12 protein-coding genes and 1 pseudogene are annotated in these 16,606 nt (G+C 60.4%); 4 read left to right on the forward strand and 9 right to left on the reverse strand.

Annotation, left to right across the window (positions count from 1 at the left end; translation table 11 throughout):
* Positions 1–57 precede the first annotated feature (57 nt).
* Both argA and argE read right to left on the reverse strand, forming a co-directional pair.
* Positions 58–1,356: an amino-acid N-acetyltransferase gene (argA, locus tag ACYZTY_RS27235; RefSeq protein ID WP_403107619.1), complete on the reverse strand. Its 1,299-nt coding sequence runs from the start codon at positions 1,354–1,356 to the stop codon at positions 58–60.
* Positions 1,357–1,628: 272 nt separating this feature from the next.
* Positions 1,629–2,798 (reverse strand): acetylornithine deacetylase, encoded by a 1,170-nt coding sequence (argE, locus tag ACYZTY_RS27240; protein WP_461956211.1) that lies wholly within the window; start codon positions 2,796–2,798, stop codon positions 1,629–1,631.
* Between the two features lie 157 nt (positions 2,799–2,955).
* Here argE and ACYZTY_RS27245 point away from each other — a divergent pair, with 157 nt between their 5' ends.
* The gene (locus tag ACYZTY_RS27245) at positions 2,956–4,323 is read left to right on the forward strand and encodes a CYTH domain-containing protein (protein ID WP_461956212.1); all 1,368 of its coding nucleotides are present in this window, start codon (positions 2,956–2,958) and stop codon (positions 4,321–4,323) included.
* Positions 4,324–4,423: 100 nt separating this feature from the next.
* Here ACYZTY_RS27245 and ACYZTY_RS27250 read toward each other — a convergent pair whose 3' ends face one another.
* The gene (locus tag ACYZTY_RS27250) at positions 4,424–4,888 is read right to left on the reverse strand and encodes an Lrp/AsnC family transcriptional regulator (RefSeq protein ID WP_131061030.1); all 465 of its coding nucleotides are present in this window, start codon (positions 4,886–4,888) and stop codon (positions 4,424–4,426) included.
* 125 nt (positions 4,889–5,013) lie between these two features.
* Here ACYZTY_RS27250 and ACYZTY_RS27255 point away from each other — a divergent pair, with 125 nt between their 5' ends.
* Positions 5,014–5,352, forward strand: coding sequence for a hypothetical protein (locus ACYZTY_RS27255; protein WP_461956213.1), 339 nt, complete (start codon positions 5,014–5,016; stop codon positions 5,350–5,352).
* A 90-nt stretch (positions 5,353–5,442) separates the two neighbouring features.
* Complete coding sequence (locus ACYZTY_RS27260) at positions 5,443–7,227, forward strand: GspE/PulE family protein (RefSeq protein ID WP_461956214.1); 1,785 nt, start codon at positions 5,443–5,445, stop codon at positions 7,225–7,227.
* Between the two features lie 5 nt (positions 7,228–7,232).
* Here ACYZTY_RS27260 and ACYZTY_RS27265 read toward each other — a convergent pair whose 3' ends face one another.
* Positions 7,233–8,255: a hypothetical protein gene (locus ACYZTY_RS27265; protein WP_461956215.1), complete on the reverse strand. Its 1,023-nt coding sequence runs from the start codon at positions 8,253–8,255 to the stop codon at positions 7,233–7,235.
* Between the two features lie 127 nt (positions 8,256–8,382).
* Here ACYZTY_RS27265 and ACYZTY_RS27270 point away from each other — a divergent pair.
* Positions 8,383–8,699: pseudogene (locus ACYZTY_RS27270) on the forward strand (DUF2388 domain-containing protein).
* Between the two features lie 186 nt (positions 8,700–8,885).
* On the opposite strand, the gene gcvP reads toward ACYZTY_RS27270, so the two are convergent.
* The 5 genes from gcvP to ACYZTY_RS27295 all read right to left on the reverse strand — a co-directional run bounded on the left by gcvP (position 8,886) and on the right by ACYZTY_RS27295 (position 16,443).
* Positions 8,886–11,759: an aminomethyl-transferring glycine dehydrogenase gene (gcvP, locus tag ACYZTY_RS27275; RefSeq protein ID WP_461956216.1), complete on the reverse strand. Its 2,874-nt coding sequence runs from the start codon at positions 11,757–11,759 to the stop codon at positions 8,886–8,888.
* Positions 11,760–11,993: 234 nt separating this feature from the next.
* A complete protein-coding gene (gene gcvH / locus ACYZTY_RS27280; protein WP_461956217.1) occupies positions 11,994–12,377 on the reverse strand; it encodes a glycine cleavage system protein GcvH in 384 nt (127 codons plus the stop codon).
* 50 nt (positions 12,378–12,427) lie between these two features.
* Positions 12,428–13,510 carry a glycine cleavage system aminomethyltransferase GcvT gene (gene gcvT, locus ACYZTY_RS27285; RefSeq protein ID WP_461956218.1) on the reverse strand — a complete coding sequence of 361 codons (1,083 nt, stop codon included), beginning with the start codon at positions 13,508–13,510 and terminating at the stop codon, positions 12,428–12,430.
* Between the two features lie 155 nt (positions 13,511–13,665).
* On the reverse strand, positions 13,666–15,282 hold the full coding sequence (locus tag ACYZTY_RS27290; RefSeq protein WP_461956219.1) for an ABC transporter permease: 1,617 nt from the start codon (positions 15,280–15,282) through the stop codon (positions 13,666–13,668).
* Positions 15,283–15,438: 156 nt separating this feature from the next.
* Complete coding sequence (locus ACYZTY_RS27295) at positions 15,439–16,443, reverse strand: extracellular solute-binding protein (protein ID WP_461956220.1); 1,005 nt, start codon at positions 16,441–16,443, stop codon at positions 15,439–15,441.
* Positions 16,444–16,606 lie beyond the last annotated feature (163 nt).

Consider the following 16,606-nt stretch of genomic DNA (forward strand, 5'->3'; position numbering starts at 1 on the left):
GTCTGCTTCGCGGGCAAGTCGGACCGCCGCACCGCTCACTCCTACAGGGGATCGGGGTTACAGGGTTTTTTCGAAGATCTTCGAGTTTCGCTGATAGTTGTACAGCGACGCCCGCGCCGACGGCAGCCGTTCAACGCTGCTCGGCACGAACCCACGCTCACGAAACCAGTGAGCGGTCCGGGTCGTCAGCACGAACAAGGTTTTCAAGCCCTGGGCCCGGGCGCGGGTTTCGATGCGCTCCAGCAGCTCATCACCGCGACCGCCATGGCGGTACTCCGGGTTCACCGCCAGACAGGCCAGCTCCCCGGCGTCCGAATCGGCAATCTGATACAACGCCGCACAGGCGATGATCATGCCTTCGCGCTCAACCACGCTGAACTGCTCGATCTCGCGTTCCAGCACCTCCCGGGAACGACGCACCAGAATCCCCTGCTCTTCCAGCGGACTGATCAGGTCCAGCAAACCACCGACATCTTCAATGGCCGCTTCGCGCACAATCTCGAATTGCTCCTGGGCCACCAGCGTACCGCCACCGTCGCGGGTGAACAGTTCGGTCAGCAACGCGCCGTCTTCGGCATAGCTGACGATATGACTGCGGGCAACACCGCCCCGGCAAGCTTCGGCCGCCGCATCCAGCAGTTCCGCCTGATAGTTGCTGCCCAAGCGTTGCAAATGCGCCGGCACTTGTTGCGGACGCAACTCACGAACCAGGCGGCCGTTTTCATCGATCAAGCCCAAATCAGCGCCAAACAGAAGAAGCTTATCCGCCCCCAGGTCGATGGCCGCACGAGTGGCGACGTCTTCGCAAGCGAGGTTGAAGATCTCACCGGTCGGCGAGTAACCCAACGGCGACAGCAGCACGATGGAGCGCTCGTCCAGCAGACGGTTGATGCCCTTGCGGTCGACCCGACGTACTTCACCGGTGTGGTGATAGTCGACACCTTCCAGCACGCCGATCGGCCGTGCCGTCACCAGGTTGCCACCGGCCACCCGCAGACGCGAGCCCTGCATTGGCGACGAGGCCATGTCCATGGACAGGCGCGCCTCGATGGCGATACGCAACTGGCCAACCGCATCGATCACACACTCGAGGGTCGCCGCATCGGTGATGCGCATCCCATGGTGGTAATGCGGCGTCAGCCCGCGCGCAGCAAGGCGCGTTTCGATTTGCGGACGGGAACCGTGAACCAGCACCAGGCGCACACCGAGGCTGTGCAACAGCACCAGGTCGTGGACGATGTTGCCGAAGTTCGGGTGCTCCACGCCGTCGCCGGGCAGCATGACGACAAAGGTGCAATCGCGGTGGGCATTGATGTAAGGCGAAGCGTGACGAAGCCAATTAACGTATTCGGGCATGAACCTGGGCCTGTAATAAATAGCAGCCAAAAAATGGGCGAAACTGAAAACGCACAGCGGGCTGATGGTTATCGTCGGAACAGGCTTGGCGACACGCGCGCTCTCCTCATGAATACGGGTTGGGGCACTGGCAATTTACAAGGCTTGTCAGCCATGACGCAGCCCCTGTAGGAGCGAGCCTGCTCGCGATAGCGCAATGTCAGTCGAAACTGAAGTGCCTGACACACCGCTATCGCCGGCAAGCCGGTCTCACTCCTACAGGGTTCTGCGTCTTAACTGACTGGCATCGGCATTTTGGCCGGTGTCAGGCAGTAATGTTCAATCAGTTGTCGTAATAGATGCACGGTAGGCTGCAAACGTGACATTTCAAGGTATTCCCCCGGCTGGTGCGCACAGGCGATATCGCCCGGGCCAAGCACCAGTGTTTCGCAGCCAAGTCGCTGAAGATAAGGCGCTTCGGTGCCGAACGCCACTGCTTCGGCGCGATGGCCGGTCAGCTTTTCGGCGACCCGGACCAATTCGGCGTCCTCGGCCTGCTCGAACGGCGGCACTTCAGGGAACAGTGGCGCGTAATCGATCTTCACCTGATGGCGTTCGGCGACCGGTTTGAGCCGTTGCAGAATCTCCGCGCGCAGGGCCTTGGGGTCCATGCCCGGCAACGGCCGCAAGTCGAATTCCAGCGAGCACTGGCCGCAGATGCGGTTGGGGTTGTCGCCGCCATGGATGCAGCCGAAGTTCATTGTCGGTGTCGGCACACCGAACTGCGGATTTCGGAATTCGCGCTGCCACAACAGGCGCAGGCCACGCAGTTCGCCGATGGCATCGTGCATGGCTTCGAGGGCGCTGTGGCCCAGCCTTGGGTCCGAGGAATGGCCACTCTGCCCGAGGATGTCGATGCGCTCCATCATGATGCCTTTGTGCATGCGGACCGGCTTCAATCCGGTCGGCTCGCCAATCACCGCCGCACGTCCCAACGGACGGCCGGCTGCGGCCAAGGCGCGAGCACCGGACATCGAGCTTTCTTCATCGCAGGTGGCGAGGATCAGCAGCGGCTGTTTGAACGGCTGATCGAGCAGAGGAATCACCGCTTCGATGGCCAGGGCGAAAAAGCCTTTCATGTCGCAACTGCCCAGTCCCACCCAGCGGCCATCGACTTCGGTCAGTTTCAGCGGGTCGGTCTGCCACAACGCGCCATCGAACGGCACCGTATCGCTATGACCGGCCAGCACCAGACCTCCGGGGCCGGAACCGAAACTGGCGAGCAAGTTGAATTTGCCGGGGCTGACCTGCTGGATGTCGCAGGCGAAACCCAAGTCACCGAGCCACGTCGCCAGCAAGTCGATGACCGGACGATTGGATTGATCAAGGCTGGGCTGGGTACAGCTGACCGACGGCGCGGCAATCAGCGCAGCGAACTGATCTTTCATGGACGGCAAAGGCATCGCTGACTCCAACTCCCGAATTGAAGTCCATCATAGAACCATCCGGTGACAGGAATAAACCGCCGCGACGCGTAGGTTTTACCAGTGCTGTACACTGCACGACCTTGGCAGCCACACATTCCCCCCGGCTGCGCTCCCGATCCTGGATTTTCCGGCCATGCAGAAAGAAACCGAAATCAAACTCCGCGTCAGCCGAGAAACTCTCGCTGCCCTGCGCGAGCACCCGCTCCTGAAAAAACGCAACAAAAGTGGCTGGGAACGCCGTGAGTTGATGAACCAGTACTTCGACACGCCTGAGCGCGACCTGGCCCGCGCCAAGGTTGCCCTGCGCCTGCGCCGCGATGGCGAAGAAGTGATTCAGACCCTCAAGACCCGCGGCCAGAGCGTTGCCGGTTTGTCCGAGCGTAACGAATACGACTGGAACCTGCCCAAAGCCAAGCTCGACGTGAAGAAACTTGACGGCGAATGCTGGCCTGAAGAGTTGGCCGAGCTGGACAAGAAAACCCTGAAGCCGATCTTCACCACCGATTTCGTCCGCGAACGCGCTGAAATCGCCTGGGGCCGTGGCAAGACCAAAGTGGTCATCGAAGCTGCGCTGGACCTCGGCCACGTGGTGGTCGGCAAGCAGAAAGAAGAAATCTGCGAACTGGAACTGGAACTTCGCGAAGGCGAGCCGGCCGCTCTGCTGGAACTGGCCGCCGAACTGGCCGCGACTCTCGCCCTGATGCCGTGTGACATCAGCAAGGCCGAGCGCGGTTATCGTTTGTACGACGCCAACAGCTATTCGTTGAGCCTGCCGGCGCCGCAAATCACTGCCGAAATGCCGCTGGATGATGCGTTCGCCGCGCTGAGCTGGCATTTGCTGAGCAGCAGCCAGCGCTTGGCTGAGCAGTATCGTTTCAACGGCCACTGGCGGTTGTTGCTGGACTGGGTCGAGAACCTGGCGGAATTGCGCGCCTTGCTCAGCAGCCTGGGCCAGGCCGCACCGCGTCAGTCGACGCACGATCTGCGGGTCGCACTGGATGCCTTGCTCGAAGACTGGCGTCCACTGGTGCAAGCCGGTATCGACGACGAAGACGTGCGCAAAGCCGCGCCGGAGCAGTTCCTCGAAGAACTGGAAGACCCGCGTTGGGGCCTGTTCTCGCTGAACACTTCGCGCTGGTTGCTGGCCCGCACCTGGGCGGCTGATCGTAACGTGCGTGGCAATCGCCAGGGCGCTGCGCAATTGGGCAGCTGGTTGCCGCGTTTGTTGGGTGAAGAAGCGACGTCCCTGCAATTGCAGCGTTATCAGCAACAGCCGGAAGATCTGGCCGAGCAACTGCCGCGCATCGAGCGCATCCAGGCCTGGCTGCACCATGCCCGTGGCGTGCTGGACATCCCGGAAATGGATCGTCTGTACGGTGAGCTGAAACTGTTGGCGCAACTGGCTAACGAGCCGATCACCGATGAATCGCTGGATGCGCGCAAGCAGCAGGCGATTGCGGTTTATCAGAATCGCGCCTGGAAAATGCTGCTGCGTATGTAATAACGCCTTCGCGGGCAAGCCTCGCTCCTACAGGATTTACGCAACCCCCTGTAGGAGCGAGGCTTGCCCGCGAAGAGGCCCAAACATTCACTACAAAATCTCAGACCGGCAAACTTGTCGTCGACTTGATCTCCGACAACGCCACTATCGAGTTCACTTCCTGAATCCCCGGCACCATCGACAGCTTCTCAAAGAAAAACCGCTCATACGCCTCGATGTCCGCCGTGACAATCCGCAGCAAGAAATCCACCGATCCCATCAACACATAACACTCCAGCACTTCGGGAAAGCCGCGAATCGCCTCGGTGAACTCGGTGAAGTTCGAACGCCCATGCGCGTTGAGTTTGATCTCGGCAAAGATCTGCGTGTTAAGCCCGATCTTCTTCCGGTCCAGCAACGTCACCTGCCCCCGAATGATCCCCTCCTCCTTCATCCGCTGAATCCGCCGCCAGCACGGCGACTGCGAAAGCCCCACCTGTTCGGCGATCTGCGCGCTGGAGAGCGAAGCGTCTTCTTGCAGCAACGCGAGAATCTTGCGGTCGTAGCCATCCAGCTCGTTTTGCATAAATAAACCCGTGATTGATAACCAGACGAATCAAACAATTCGAAAATAAGGCAATATGCCCCATCATAGATAAGAAATGCCCCGCGCCGAATGTAAAAATTCCTCCATTGATTTGGAGACCGACCATGCCGCACCTGGAAGCTGTAAACACCTCGCCTACCCGCGCCGATGTCTGGAACGCCGGCAACGCTCACTGCCGCGTTCATTACCAACTGCTGGCCGAAGCCGAACCAGACCTGCTGTGCCGGGCACTCAACTTTTTCGCTTTACAGTTTCTGACGCCGCAACGGGTCAATGCGCAGCGGATGGACGATTTGATGTCGATCGACATCGTCATGGACGGGCTGAGTTGGCATCGAGCCGAAGTGATCGCGGAAAAATTACGTAACCTGATCAGCGTGTGCTCGGTCGACCTGCAAGCGGCTGATTCCATGCGGGAAGCATCGGCTCAGGCGGCAGGCTGACAAACCTCGACACGGCTTCGTCGGGTAGTGGCCCAACGGTCGGTGGGTCCGCGACTATCCTTTGCGAACTGTTGTTCATGAGGAGCCCGCATGTCCGTTCAACTTGCCATTCAGGACCGCTGGCTGGATCTCAATGATTTGCTGCGTGAACTGGTCGCCCAGGGCTTTATCAGCCAGGACTCGGCCGAACACGCGCTCAATGCCCGCCGCCGCCACGCCGCCAATGGCCAGATGCATCCACTGGAATTCATCGCCAGCCAACACCTGGACGACCTCAGCCGTCCCGGTAAACATCTCGATCTGGAAAGCCTGACCCTGTGGCTGTCACAACAGGCCGGTCAGCCTTACTTACGCATCGATCCGCTGAAAATCAACGTCGCGGCCATCACCCCGCTGATGTCCTACGCCTTCGCCCAGCGCCACAAGATTCTGGCGGTGTCCGTCGACCGCGACGCGGTGACCGTGGCCAGCGCCCAGCCCTATGTCACCGGCTGGGAAGCCGACCTGACCCACGTGCTGAAACTGCCGATCAAGCGTGTGGTGGCCAACCCCGTCGACATCCAGCGCTTCAGCGTCGAGTTTTTCCGCCTGGCCAAATCGGTCAGCGGCGCGACCAATGCCGATCAGCAAACCAACACGCTGGGTAACTTCGAACAACTGCTCAACCTCGGGGCCAGCGATCAGGAACCGGACGCCAACGACGCGCACATCGTCAACATCGTCGACTGGCTGTTCCAGTACGCCTTCCAGCAGCGCGCCAGTGATATCCACATCGAACCCCGACGCGAGCAAGGCACTGTGCGTTTTCGCATCGACGGCGTGCTGCACAACGTCTATCAATTCCCGCCGCAAGTGACCATGGCCATCGTCAGCCGCCTGAAAAGCCTCGGGCGGATGAACGTCGCGGAAAAGCGCAAACCCCAGGATGGCCGGGTGAAAACCAAGACCCCGGACGGCGGCGAAGTCGAGCTGCGGCTGTCGACATTGCCAACGGCGTTCGGCGAAAAAATGGTCATGCGGATCTTCGACCCGGAAGTGTTGCTCAAGGATTTCGATCAGCTGGGATTCTCCGCCGAAGACCTGCGCCGCTGGCAGGACATGACGAGCCAGCCCAACGGCATCATTCTGGTCACCGGGCCAACGGGTTCGGGGAAAACCACCACGCTTTACACCACGCTCAAGAAACTGGCGACACCGGAGGTCAACCTCTGCACCATCGAAGACCCGATTGAAATGGTCGAACCGGCGTTCAACCAGATGCAGGTCCAGCACAACATCGACCTGACTTTCGCCGCCGGCGTGCGCGCGCTGATGCGACAGGACCCGGACATCATCATGATCGGCGAGATCCGCGACCTCGAAACCGCAGAAATGGCGATCCAGGCTGCCCTGACCGGTCACTTGGTGTTGTCGACGTTGCACACCAATGACGCGCCCAGCGCCATCAGCCGCCTGCTGGAACTCGGCGTGCCGCATTACCTGATCAAAGCCACGGTGCTTGGCGTCATGGCCCAACGACTGGTGCGCACCTTGTGCCCGCACTGCAAGGCACCGCTGACGTTGGGTGAAGAAGACTGGCAAACCCTGACCAAACCCTGGCAAGCGCCTCTACCAACGAACGCCCAGCGCGCTATCGGCTGCCTGGAATGCCGCGACACCGGCTATCGCGGCCGCGCCGGGGTGTACGAAATCATGCAGCTGACGGATGGCGTAAAAGCGTTGATCAGTCCGGACACCGATTTGCTGGCGGTGCGACGTCAGGCGTTCAAGGAAGGCATGCGCAGTTTGCGGTTATCGGGGGCGCAAAAAGTGGCGGCGGGTTTGACGACAATCGAGGAAGTATTGCGGGTGACGCCGCAGAGTGAGCAGAAATAGCCGCGCTACCAATCGGCCAGGCCCAATCCGGTATTGGGCTTGATCCATAGCACTGCACCGTCCGGGCTATGCTGAAGGATCGACTGACCCACTCCCAGCGTTTCGCCTGTGCGCAAGTTGTGTGCAGGATCCGATTTGTTCGGGCTGAATAGCAGCGTGTGCGGCGTGTCTTGGCGCACCCTCGTCAGATGCGGATATTGCCAATCGCCGAAGGTAATCCCCACATCCAACTGCCCCTCCCAACCCACGGATTTTTGCTGTTTATCCAGTTTCAGGGTCAGGGTCGGGCTGGACATCGGAACACCTTGAAGGACAACCTGCTCGCGCTTACTCCCATGCGTCAGATCGAATTCCTCACCGTAACGGTGAACGTAGCTGCCGGACGGCCAGATCAACCCGCCCAGCTCTGTGTTCGCCACGAGCGTGCAGGATTCGAAACGCCAGCGCTCCGGTTGCAGGCGAGTCTCTTCATCGATCTCGAAAGTCAGCCAGGTATTGTCCGCACAAGGCCAGCCATCAACGGCCTGATCGCTGGCCAGCCGTAGTTTCACATACGGCGGGCCAAACATTTCCAGCGCCGTGACGTGAATACCCTTGATCCGGTGCGGTGCGACAAATTCGGCGGCAAAGAGGCTGGGCAGACCATAAAGTTGTGGCTGACCATATTGATCCAGCGGGTTGACCGTAGCCAGATGCAGCCTGGCACCGGCAGGCAGCGGCAGACCTTCGACTTGGACGTCTCGCTCAAGGGTCGGCTTCCGCGCCCTGTCGTTGGCATCGTCCTGCCAATATTTGCCTGACATGACGCCAACTACGCTCAAACAGACCAAACCAAGCACACTGAACCTGCGGGGTTGGCGCAACATCTGTTGGCGCCAGACGGGAACGCACAGCGCAATCAACAATACGGGCAAGCCGACAAACGCAAGGAACACCAGATTCAATACAGTGACGTACAGCACTGCGCCAATAGCCAAGGGGAGCATCCATGCGTCGAGAGTAATTGGCCATGGTGCCAAACAACGCATGGTCCTGCACCCCATGCGGATCAAATGGGCAAGTTTTAACTTGTCGAATCTGCTGAATGAGCCATCACGGAACTGGATTGGGGGAATGGCGATCCAACCCCGTAGTTAATCAGTGGAGTCACCCATCATGCGTCTCAAACTTGCTGTCGCTACCATCGCCTTGTTGTCCCTTCCAGTCGGTTCGGCGATGGCCGATAGCTTTTGGCGTAACGTCATCTCGTCCGGTGCCACCACCGGTTCGACCTACCTGACCTTCAAGGATCACAAGCTGATCGTTGCCGCACAGGACGATGCCGGCAGCTTCGTCGCCAGTGACGGCGGGATCCGCGGCCCTTATCTGGAAGCCGCGATGCAGAAAGTCCGTGCCGACAATCGGGCCTGCAGGCTACGGACATGGAACTGGCGAACGCGATCCTGGCGAAGAATGCCGTGGCTTCGGAATAAGCTTTCCAGCCAAACAAAAATGCCGCTCACATGAGCGGCATTTTTTTGCCCAACACAAAACCCTGTAGGAGCGAGACCGGCTTGCCGGCGATAGCGGTGGATCACTCGACATCTTTAGCGACTGTGACACCGCTATCGCCGGCAAGCCGGTCTCGCTCCTACAATGGATTTGCGTAGTGCGGGAAATCAGCGGTAATCGTCGACCGGGACACAGGCGCAAAACAAGTTGCGATCTCCGTACACGTTGTCCACCCGATTCACCACCGGCCAATACTTGTGCGCCTTGGTGTGCGCATCCGGCGTTACCGCTTGCTCGATGCTGTAAGGCCGCTCCCAAACCCCGGTGATATCGGCCAGGGTATGCGGCGCTCGCTTCAGCGGATTGTCTTCGGCCGGCCAGTTACCGTTCTGCACCTCGGTGATTTCCGCGCGAATGCTCAGCATCGCCCCGATAAACCGGTCGAGTTCGGCCTTTGACTCACTCTCGGTCGGCTCGACCATCAGCGTCCCCGGCACCGGAAACGACATGGTCGGCGCATGGAAACCGTAATCCATCAGGCGCTTGGCCACGTCCTCTTCGCTGATCCCGGTCAGCGCCTTCAGTGGCCGCAAATCCAGGATGCACTCATGCGCCACACGCTCGTTGCGCCCGGAGTAGAGCACCGGAAATGCCCCGGACAAATGCTGCGCCAGGTAATTCGCGGCGAGGATTGCCACCTCGCTGGCATCCGCCAATTGCGGCCCCATCATCGCGATGTACATCCAGCTGATCGGCAAAATACTCGCACTGCCCCAAGGCGCCGCGCTGACCGCGCCGTTCTGTGGCAGCGGTCCTTCGATCGGCACCACCGGGTGATTGGCAACGAATGGCGCCAGGTGCGCGCGCACACCAATCGGCCCCATGCCCGGCCCGCCGCCGCCATGGGGAATGCAAAAGGTCTTGTGCAGGTTCATGTGGGACACGTCGGCGCCAATGTCCGCCGGCCGCGCCAATCCAACCTGCGCGTTGAGGTTGGCGCCATCCATGTACACCTGGCCGCCGTGACTGTGGATAACTTCACAGATTTCGCTGATGCCTTCCTCGTAGACGCCGTGGGTCGACGGATAAGTCGCCATCAGGCAGGCGAGCTTGTCGCCCGCCTCTGCAGCCTTGCCTTTGAGGTCATCCAGATCGACGTTGCCCGCTTCGTCGCACTCGACAATCACCACGCGCATCCCGGCCATCTGCGCCGACGCCGGGTTGGTGCCGTGGGCCGAGGACGGAATCAGGCAGATGTCTCGCGCCCCTTGATGACGGCTCTCGTGGTATTTGCGGATCGCCAGCAGCCCGGCGTACTCGCCTTGCGCGCCGGAGTTGGGTTGCATGCAGATCGCATCGAAACCGGTGATCGCGCAGAGCCAGCGCTCCAGTTCCTCGATCATCAACGAATAACCGACCGCCTGCTCTTTCGGCACAAACGGGTGCAGATTGGCGAACTGCGGCCAGGTGATGGGGATCATCTCGCTGGTGGCATTGAGTTTCATGGTGCAGGAGCCCAGCGGGATCATCGACTGATTGAGCGCCAGGTCCTTGTTCTCCAGTTGCTTGAGGTAGCGCAGCATCTCGGTTTCACTGTGATGGGCGCTGAACACCGGATGACGCAGATAAGGCGAAGTGCGCAGCAGACCTGCGGGAATACCGGAAGACAGCACTTCAGCATCCAGTTCGTCGACGTTCAGCCCATGATCGGCACCGAGGAACACATCGAACAGTTTCGCCACCGTGGTTTCGTCAGAGGTTTCATCGAGGCTAAGCCCCAACTGCCCGCGCCCGAGAATGCGCAAATTGATCTGTGCGGCCTGGGCACTTTCGATGATTGCCGTCTGCGTGCCACCGACCTCCAGCGTCAGCGTGTCGAAAAAGTGTGTGTTGAGGCGGGTGATGCCGTGGCGCTCCAGGCCCGCGGCAAGAATGCAGGTCAGTCGATGGACGCGCTGGGCAATCTGCTTCAACCCTTCCGGGCCGTGGTAAACCGCGTAGAAACTGGCGATGTTGGCCAGCAGCACCTGGGCGGTGCAGATGTTCGAGTTGGCCTTCTCCCGACGGATATGTTGCTCACGGGTTTGCAGGGCCATGCGCAAGGCGACATTGCCGCGAGCATCTTTCGAGACGCCGATGATCCGCCCGGGAATCGCCCGTTTGTACTCATCGCGGCTGGCAAAAAACGCCGCGTGCGGTCCGCCGTAACCCATCGGCACGCCGAACCGCTGGGATGAGCCGAACACCACGTCAGCGCCTAATTCCCCCGGCGGGGTCAACAACAGCAGGCTCAGCAGATCCGTCGCGACACAGGCCAGCGCCTGCTGGGCATGCAGGTGATCGATCAATGGGCGCAGATCGCGGATCTCGCCATGGGTGTCGGGGTATTGCAGCAACGCGCCAAACACCTGGTGCTGTTTCAAGTTATCCACAACGTCGATGATCAACTCGAAACCGAAGCCTTCGGCTCGGGTCTGCACCACGGAGATGGTTTGCGGATGGCAGTTTTCATCGACGAAGAACAGATTGCTTCTGGACTTGGCGACCCGCTTGGCCAGCGCCATGGCTTCCGCCGCAGCCGTCGCTTCATCGAGCAGCGAAGCGTTGGCCAGTTCAAGGCCCGTGAGGTCGATGGTCAATTGCTGGAAATTCAGCAGCGCTTCGAGCCGGCCTTGGGCGATCTCCGGTTGATAAGGTGTGTAAGCGGTGTACCAACCGGGATTTTCCAGCACGTTGCGCAGAATGACGGTGGGTGTGAGTGTGCCGTGGTAGCCCATGCCGATCAGACTGGTCCAGACCTGGTTCTGCTCGGCGTACCCGCGCAGTTTGGCCAGCGCGGCTTCTTCGTCAAGGGCGGGCGGCAGATCGAGCGGCCGGTTGAGGCGGATTCCCGGCGGCACCGTCTGCTCGATCAACTCGACCCGGCTGCCGAGGCCGAGGCTGTCGAGCATCGCCTGTTGCTCGGCGGCATCGGGCCCGAGGTGGCGGCGAAGAAAGGCATTGGGGTCGCGTAACTGGCTCAAGGACGGCAACTGGGACATGACGGGCTCTCTCTTGACTGGCGCTCAACGTCGATGCAACACGGTCAAACCAGCATAGCAGCCACTGCCGACAGCGAACCCTGTAGGAGCGAGGCTTGCCCGCGAAGGCGGAGTGCCAGTCGATAGCTGAGTGGCTGACGCACCGCCTTCGCGGGCAAGCCTCGCTCCTACAGGGATTATCGTCAGGCGAAAAAAAGCCCCGACAAGTCGGGGCTTTGGGATGACGCTGAAGGCTTACTCGCCGATGGCGGCCTTGTAGCCGGCTGCATCGAGCAGCTTGTCCAGTTCAGCGGTGTCGCTAGGCTTCAGTTTGAAGATCCAGGCACTGTACGGATCGGAGTTGAGCAGTTCCGGATTAGCGCTCAGGTCTTCGTTAATCGCGATCACTTCACCGGCAACCGGGGAGTAGATGTCCGAAGCCGCTTTAACCGACTCCACCACACCGGATTGATCACCGGCAGCGAAGACTGTTCCGACTTCGGTCAGTTCAACGAACACCACATCGCCCAAGGCTTCCTGAGCGTGATCGCTGATGCCCACGGTGACGGTGCCATCGGCTTCCAGACGGGCCCATTCGTGGCTTTCGGCAAAACGCAGGTCGGCAGGAATATCGCTCATGTTCTGTGTCCTCAAGAGAATTGTCAGCGGTCGTTGCCCGCCAAAAAAGGTTAGATCAAGGTTTTGCCATGGCGTACGAAGGTCGGTTTGACCACTCGGACCGGGTACCACTTGCCACGGATTTCCACTTCTGCGCGGTCGGCAGTTGCCATCGGCACGCGCGCCAGTGCTATCGACTTGCTAAGCGTAGGAGAGAAACTACCACTGGTGATCTCTCCTTCGCCAACATTGGCGATGCGGACCACTTGATGAGCGCGCAAAACCCCACGCTCCTCAAGGACCAGACCGACCAGTTTGTGCTGCACACCACCCGCCCGCTCGGCTTCCAGGGCACTGCGACCGATGAACTGGCGAGTGGCCGGTTCCCAGGCAATGCTCCAGTCCATGTTCGAGGCCAGCGGTGAAACGTCTTGATGAATGTCCTGGCCGTACAAATTCATGCCGGCTTCAACCCGCAAGGTATCCCGGGCGCCCAGACCGATAGGAGAAATGCCCGCGCCCACCAGGTCGTTGAAAAAACCTGGGGCCTGATTGGCCGGCAGAACGATTTCCAGGCCATCTTCACCGGTATAACCGGTGCGCGCGATGAACCAGTCGCCATCAGGCTGGCCTTCAAAAGGCTTGAGCATCTGGATCAGGTTGCCACGGGACTGGGTGACCAGTTCGGAAATCTTGTGCCGGGCGTGTGGCCCTTGGATGGCCAGCATCGCCAATTCGGAGCGCTCATGGAGCCGCACGTCAAAGTTGCCGAGGTGAGCCTGCATCCAGGCAAGGTCCTGATTCCGGGTGGAGGCGTTGACCACCAGACGATAACCGTCGTCGAGGCGATAGACGATCATGTCGTCGACGATGCCGCCGCGCTCGTTGAGCATGGTGCTGTACAAGGCACGGCCGGGGCTGTGCAGGCGTTCGACGTCATTGGCCAGCAAATGCTGGAGCCAGGCCTTGGCCTGAGGGCCGTCGACATCGATCACGGTCATGTGGGATACATCGAAAACCCCGCAATCGCGGCGCACCTGGTGGTGTTCCTCGACCTGCGAGCCGTAATGCAGAGGCATATCCCAACCGCCAAAATCGACCATCTTCGCGCCGAGGGCGAGATGAAGGTCATACAGAGGCGTACGCTGTCCCATGGGTTTCTCCTTCCGGGCGTGGCGAAGGTGCGGGCAGGTGCTTAACGGGTGAAGGCCTTGAAATAGAAGGCTTTCAGCCGATCTCAGCTACCAGGTCCGTAGGACGGACCGCACCGAATGCCGCGCATTGTAGCCTCAAGGTGTAGGACTGACACCTAGGCGTTTCGATGCGCCGAACGTCGAATCAATCCGATGACCGGTAACAGCCCGACCAAAACCAGGGTCAGGGCGGGCAACGAAGCCCTCGCCCACTCGCCTTCGCTGGTCATTTCAAAGATCCGGACGGCCAGCGTGTCCCAGCCAAACGGGCGCATTAGCAGGGTCGCGGGCATTTCCTTGAGCACATCGACGAACACCAGCAGCGCGGCGCTCAATGTGCCGGGCAGCAATAACGGCAGATACACTTTGAAAAACAGTCGTGGCCCACTGACGCCGAGGCTACGTGCCGCTTCGGGCAAAGATGGCCGTATTCGCGCCAGGCTGCTTTCCAGCGGCCCGTAAGCCACCGCGATAAAACGCACCAGATAGGCCAGCAACAACGCCGACAGGCTGCCCAGCAGCAATGGCTTGCCGGCCCCGCCGAGCCAACCCGAAACCGGGATCACCAGCTCGCGATCCAGATAACTGAACGCCAGCATGATCGACACCGCCAGCACCGACCCCGGCAGGGCGTAGCCGAGATTGGCCAGGCTGACGCCGGCGCGGATCGCCCGGGTCGGCGCCAGTCGCCGGGCAAATGCCAGCACCAGGGCAACGCTGACGGTGATCAACGCCGCCATGCCGCCCAGGTACAAGGTGTGGACGATCAACCCGGCGTAACGCTCATCCAGATCTAAACGCCCACGCTGCCAGAACCACACCACCAGTTGCAGCATCGGAATCACGAAGGCACAGGCGAACACCAGGCCACACCAACTCATGGCCGCCAAAGCCTTGAAACCCCGCAGGTGGTACAGCGCCTTGACCCGGGGTCGTTCATTGCTCGTGCGGTTGGCCCCGCGCGCACGACGTTCGCCGTACAACACGACCATCACCACCAGCAGCAACAGGCTGGCCAGTTGCGCGGCGGTGGAGAGGCTGAAGAATCCGTACCAGGTTTTGTAGATGGCCGTGGTGAAGGTGTCGAAGTTGAACACCGACACCGCACCGAAGTCCGCCAGGGTTTCCATCAGCGCCAACGCCACGCCAGCACCAATGGCCGGCCGCGCCATGGGCAAGGCGACTCGCCAGAACGCCTGCCACGGGGATTGCCCCAGCACGCGCGCCGCTTCCATCAAACCTTTGCCCTGGGCCAGGAATGCGGTGCGCGCCAGCAGGTAAACGTAGGGATAGAAAACCAGTACCAGCACCAGGATGACGCCGCCGGTGGAACGCACTCGCGGCAACCTGAGGCCGCTGCCGAACCATTCCCGCAGCAGGGTTTGCACGGGACCGGCGAAATCCAGCAGGCCGACGAAGACGAAGGCCAGCACATAAGCAGGGATCGCAAAAGGCAGCATCAGCGCCCAGTCCAGCCAGCGCCGACCGGGGAATTCGCAGAGGCTGGTCAACCAGGCGAGGCTGACGCCCATAAGCGTGACGCCAATACCGACGCCGAGCACCAACGTCAGCGTGTTGCCCAGCAGGCGCGGCATCTGGGTGTCCCAGAGGTGGGACCAGATTTGATCATCGATGGTTTGCCAGGAGAAAAACAGGACGCTCAGGGGCAGCAGGACCAGCGCGGCGATGGCGAAGACCAGGGGATACCAGCGGCGTTGGGCGGGGTGGGCCAAGGAAGGTCTCTCGCGGATAAATCGTGAAGTTTAGGGAAAACGCAAAAAGATCGCAGCCTCGTTCCACTCGACAGCTCCTACATTGGGATGGCGTAGCCATGTAGGAGCTGTCGAGTGAAACGAGGCTGCGATCTTTTGAGCTTTAAAGATAGAGACTCAGTTCCAGCCAGCCCGATCCATCATCCGAATCGCTTCAGCCTGGCGCTTGCCAGCAATTTCCACCGGCAGCGTATCTGCCACAAACTTGCCCCAGCTCGCCACTTCTGCGGAAGGCTGAACGGCAGGGTTGGCCGGGAATTCCTGGTTCACGTCGGCGAAGATCTTCTGCGCTTCAGGGGTGGTCATCCATTCAACCAATGCCTTGGCCGCTTCCGGGTGCGGTGCGTGCTTGGTCAGGCCAATACCCGACAAGTTGACGTGTACGCCACGATCACCCTGGTTCGGCCAGAACAGCTTCACCGCCAGGTCAGGCTTCTGCTTGTGCAGGCGGCCGTAGTAGTAAGTGTTGACGATGCCGACGTCGCATTGCCCGGCATTGATCGCTTCCAGCACCGCGATGTCATCGGAGAACACATCGGTGGACAGGTTATTCACCCAGCCCTTGAGAATCTTCTCGGTTTTTTCGGCACCGTGTACTTCAATCATGGTGGCCGTCAGGGACTGGTTGTAGACCTTCTTCGCCGTGCGCAGGCACAGGCGACCTTCCCAGTTTTTATCGGCCAGCCCTTCATAAGTGGTCAACTCGCCCGGCTTCACCCGAGCGGTGGAGTAGGCGATGGTCCGCGCCCGCAGGCTCAGACCAGTCCAGGCATGAGCGGAGGAGCGGTATTGCAGCGGGATGTTGGCGTCGATCACCTTGGAGGTGAACGGTTGCAGAATGCCCATCTGCTCGGCCTGCCAGAGGTTGCCGGCATCGACGGTCAGCAGCAGGTCGGCGGTGGCGTTCTCGCCCTCGGCCTTGATGCGCTGCATCAACGGCGCTTCCTTGTCGGTGATGAACTTCACCTGCACACCGGTTTTCGCGGTGTAGGCATCGAAGACCGGCTTGATCAACTCGTCGATACGCGAGGAGTAAACCACCACCTCGTCGGCGGCCTGCGCAGCGGTGCTGCCGATCAGAGTCAGGGCGAGTGCGGTCAGTAGACGCTTCGGTGCCAACATGGGAGCGATCTCTCGATTGGAAAAAGTGAGGCCAAATGATAAGGACTCACATTTACCATCTCAATCGATCAGTTGGCGGAGGAGTTACCAGATGTTGCACCATTTGAGAAATGTGGTGGATGTTCCGGCCCCTTCGCGGGCAAGTCGGGTCGCCGCATCGCTC

The sequence above is a fragment of the Pseudomonas sp. LB1P83 genome (assembly GCF_054897885.1).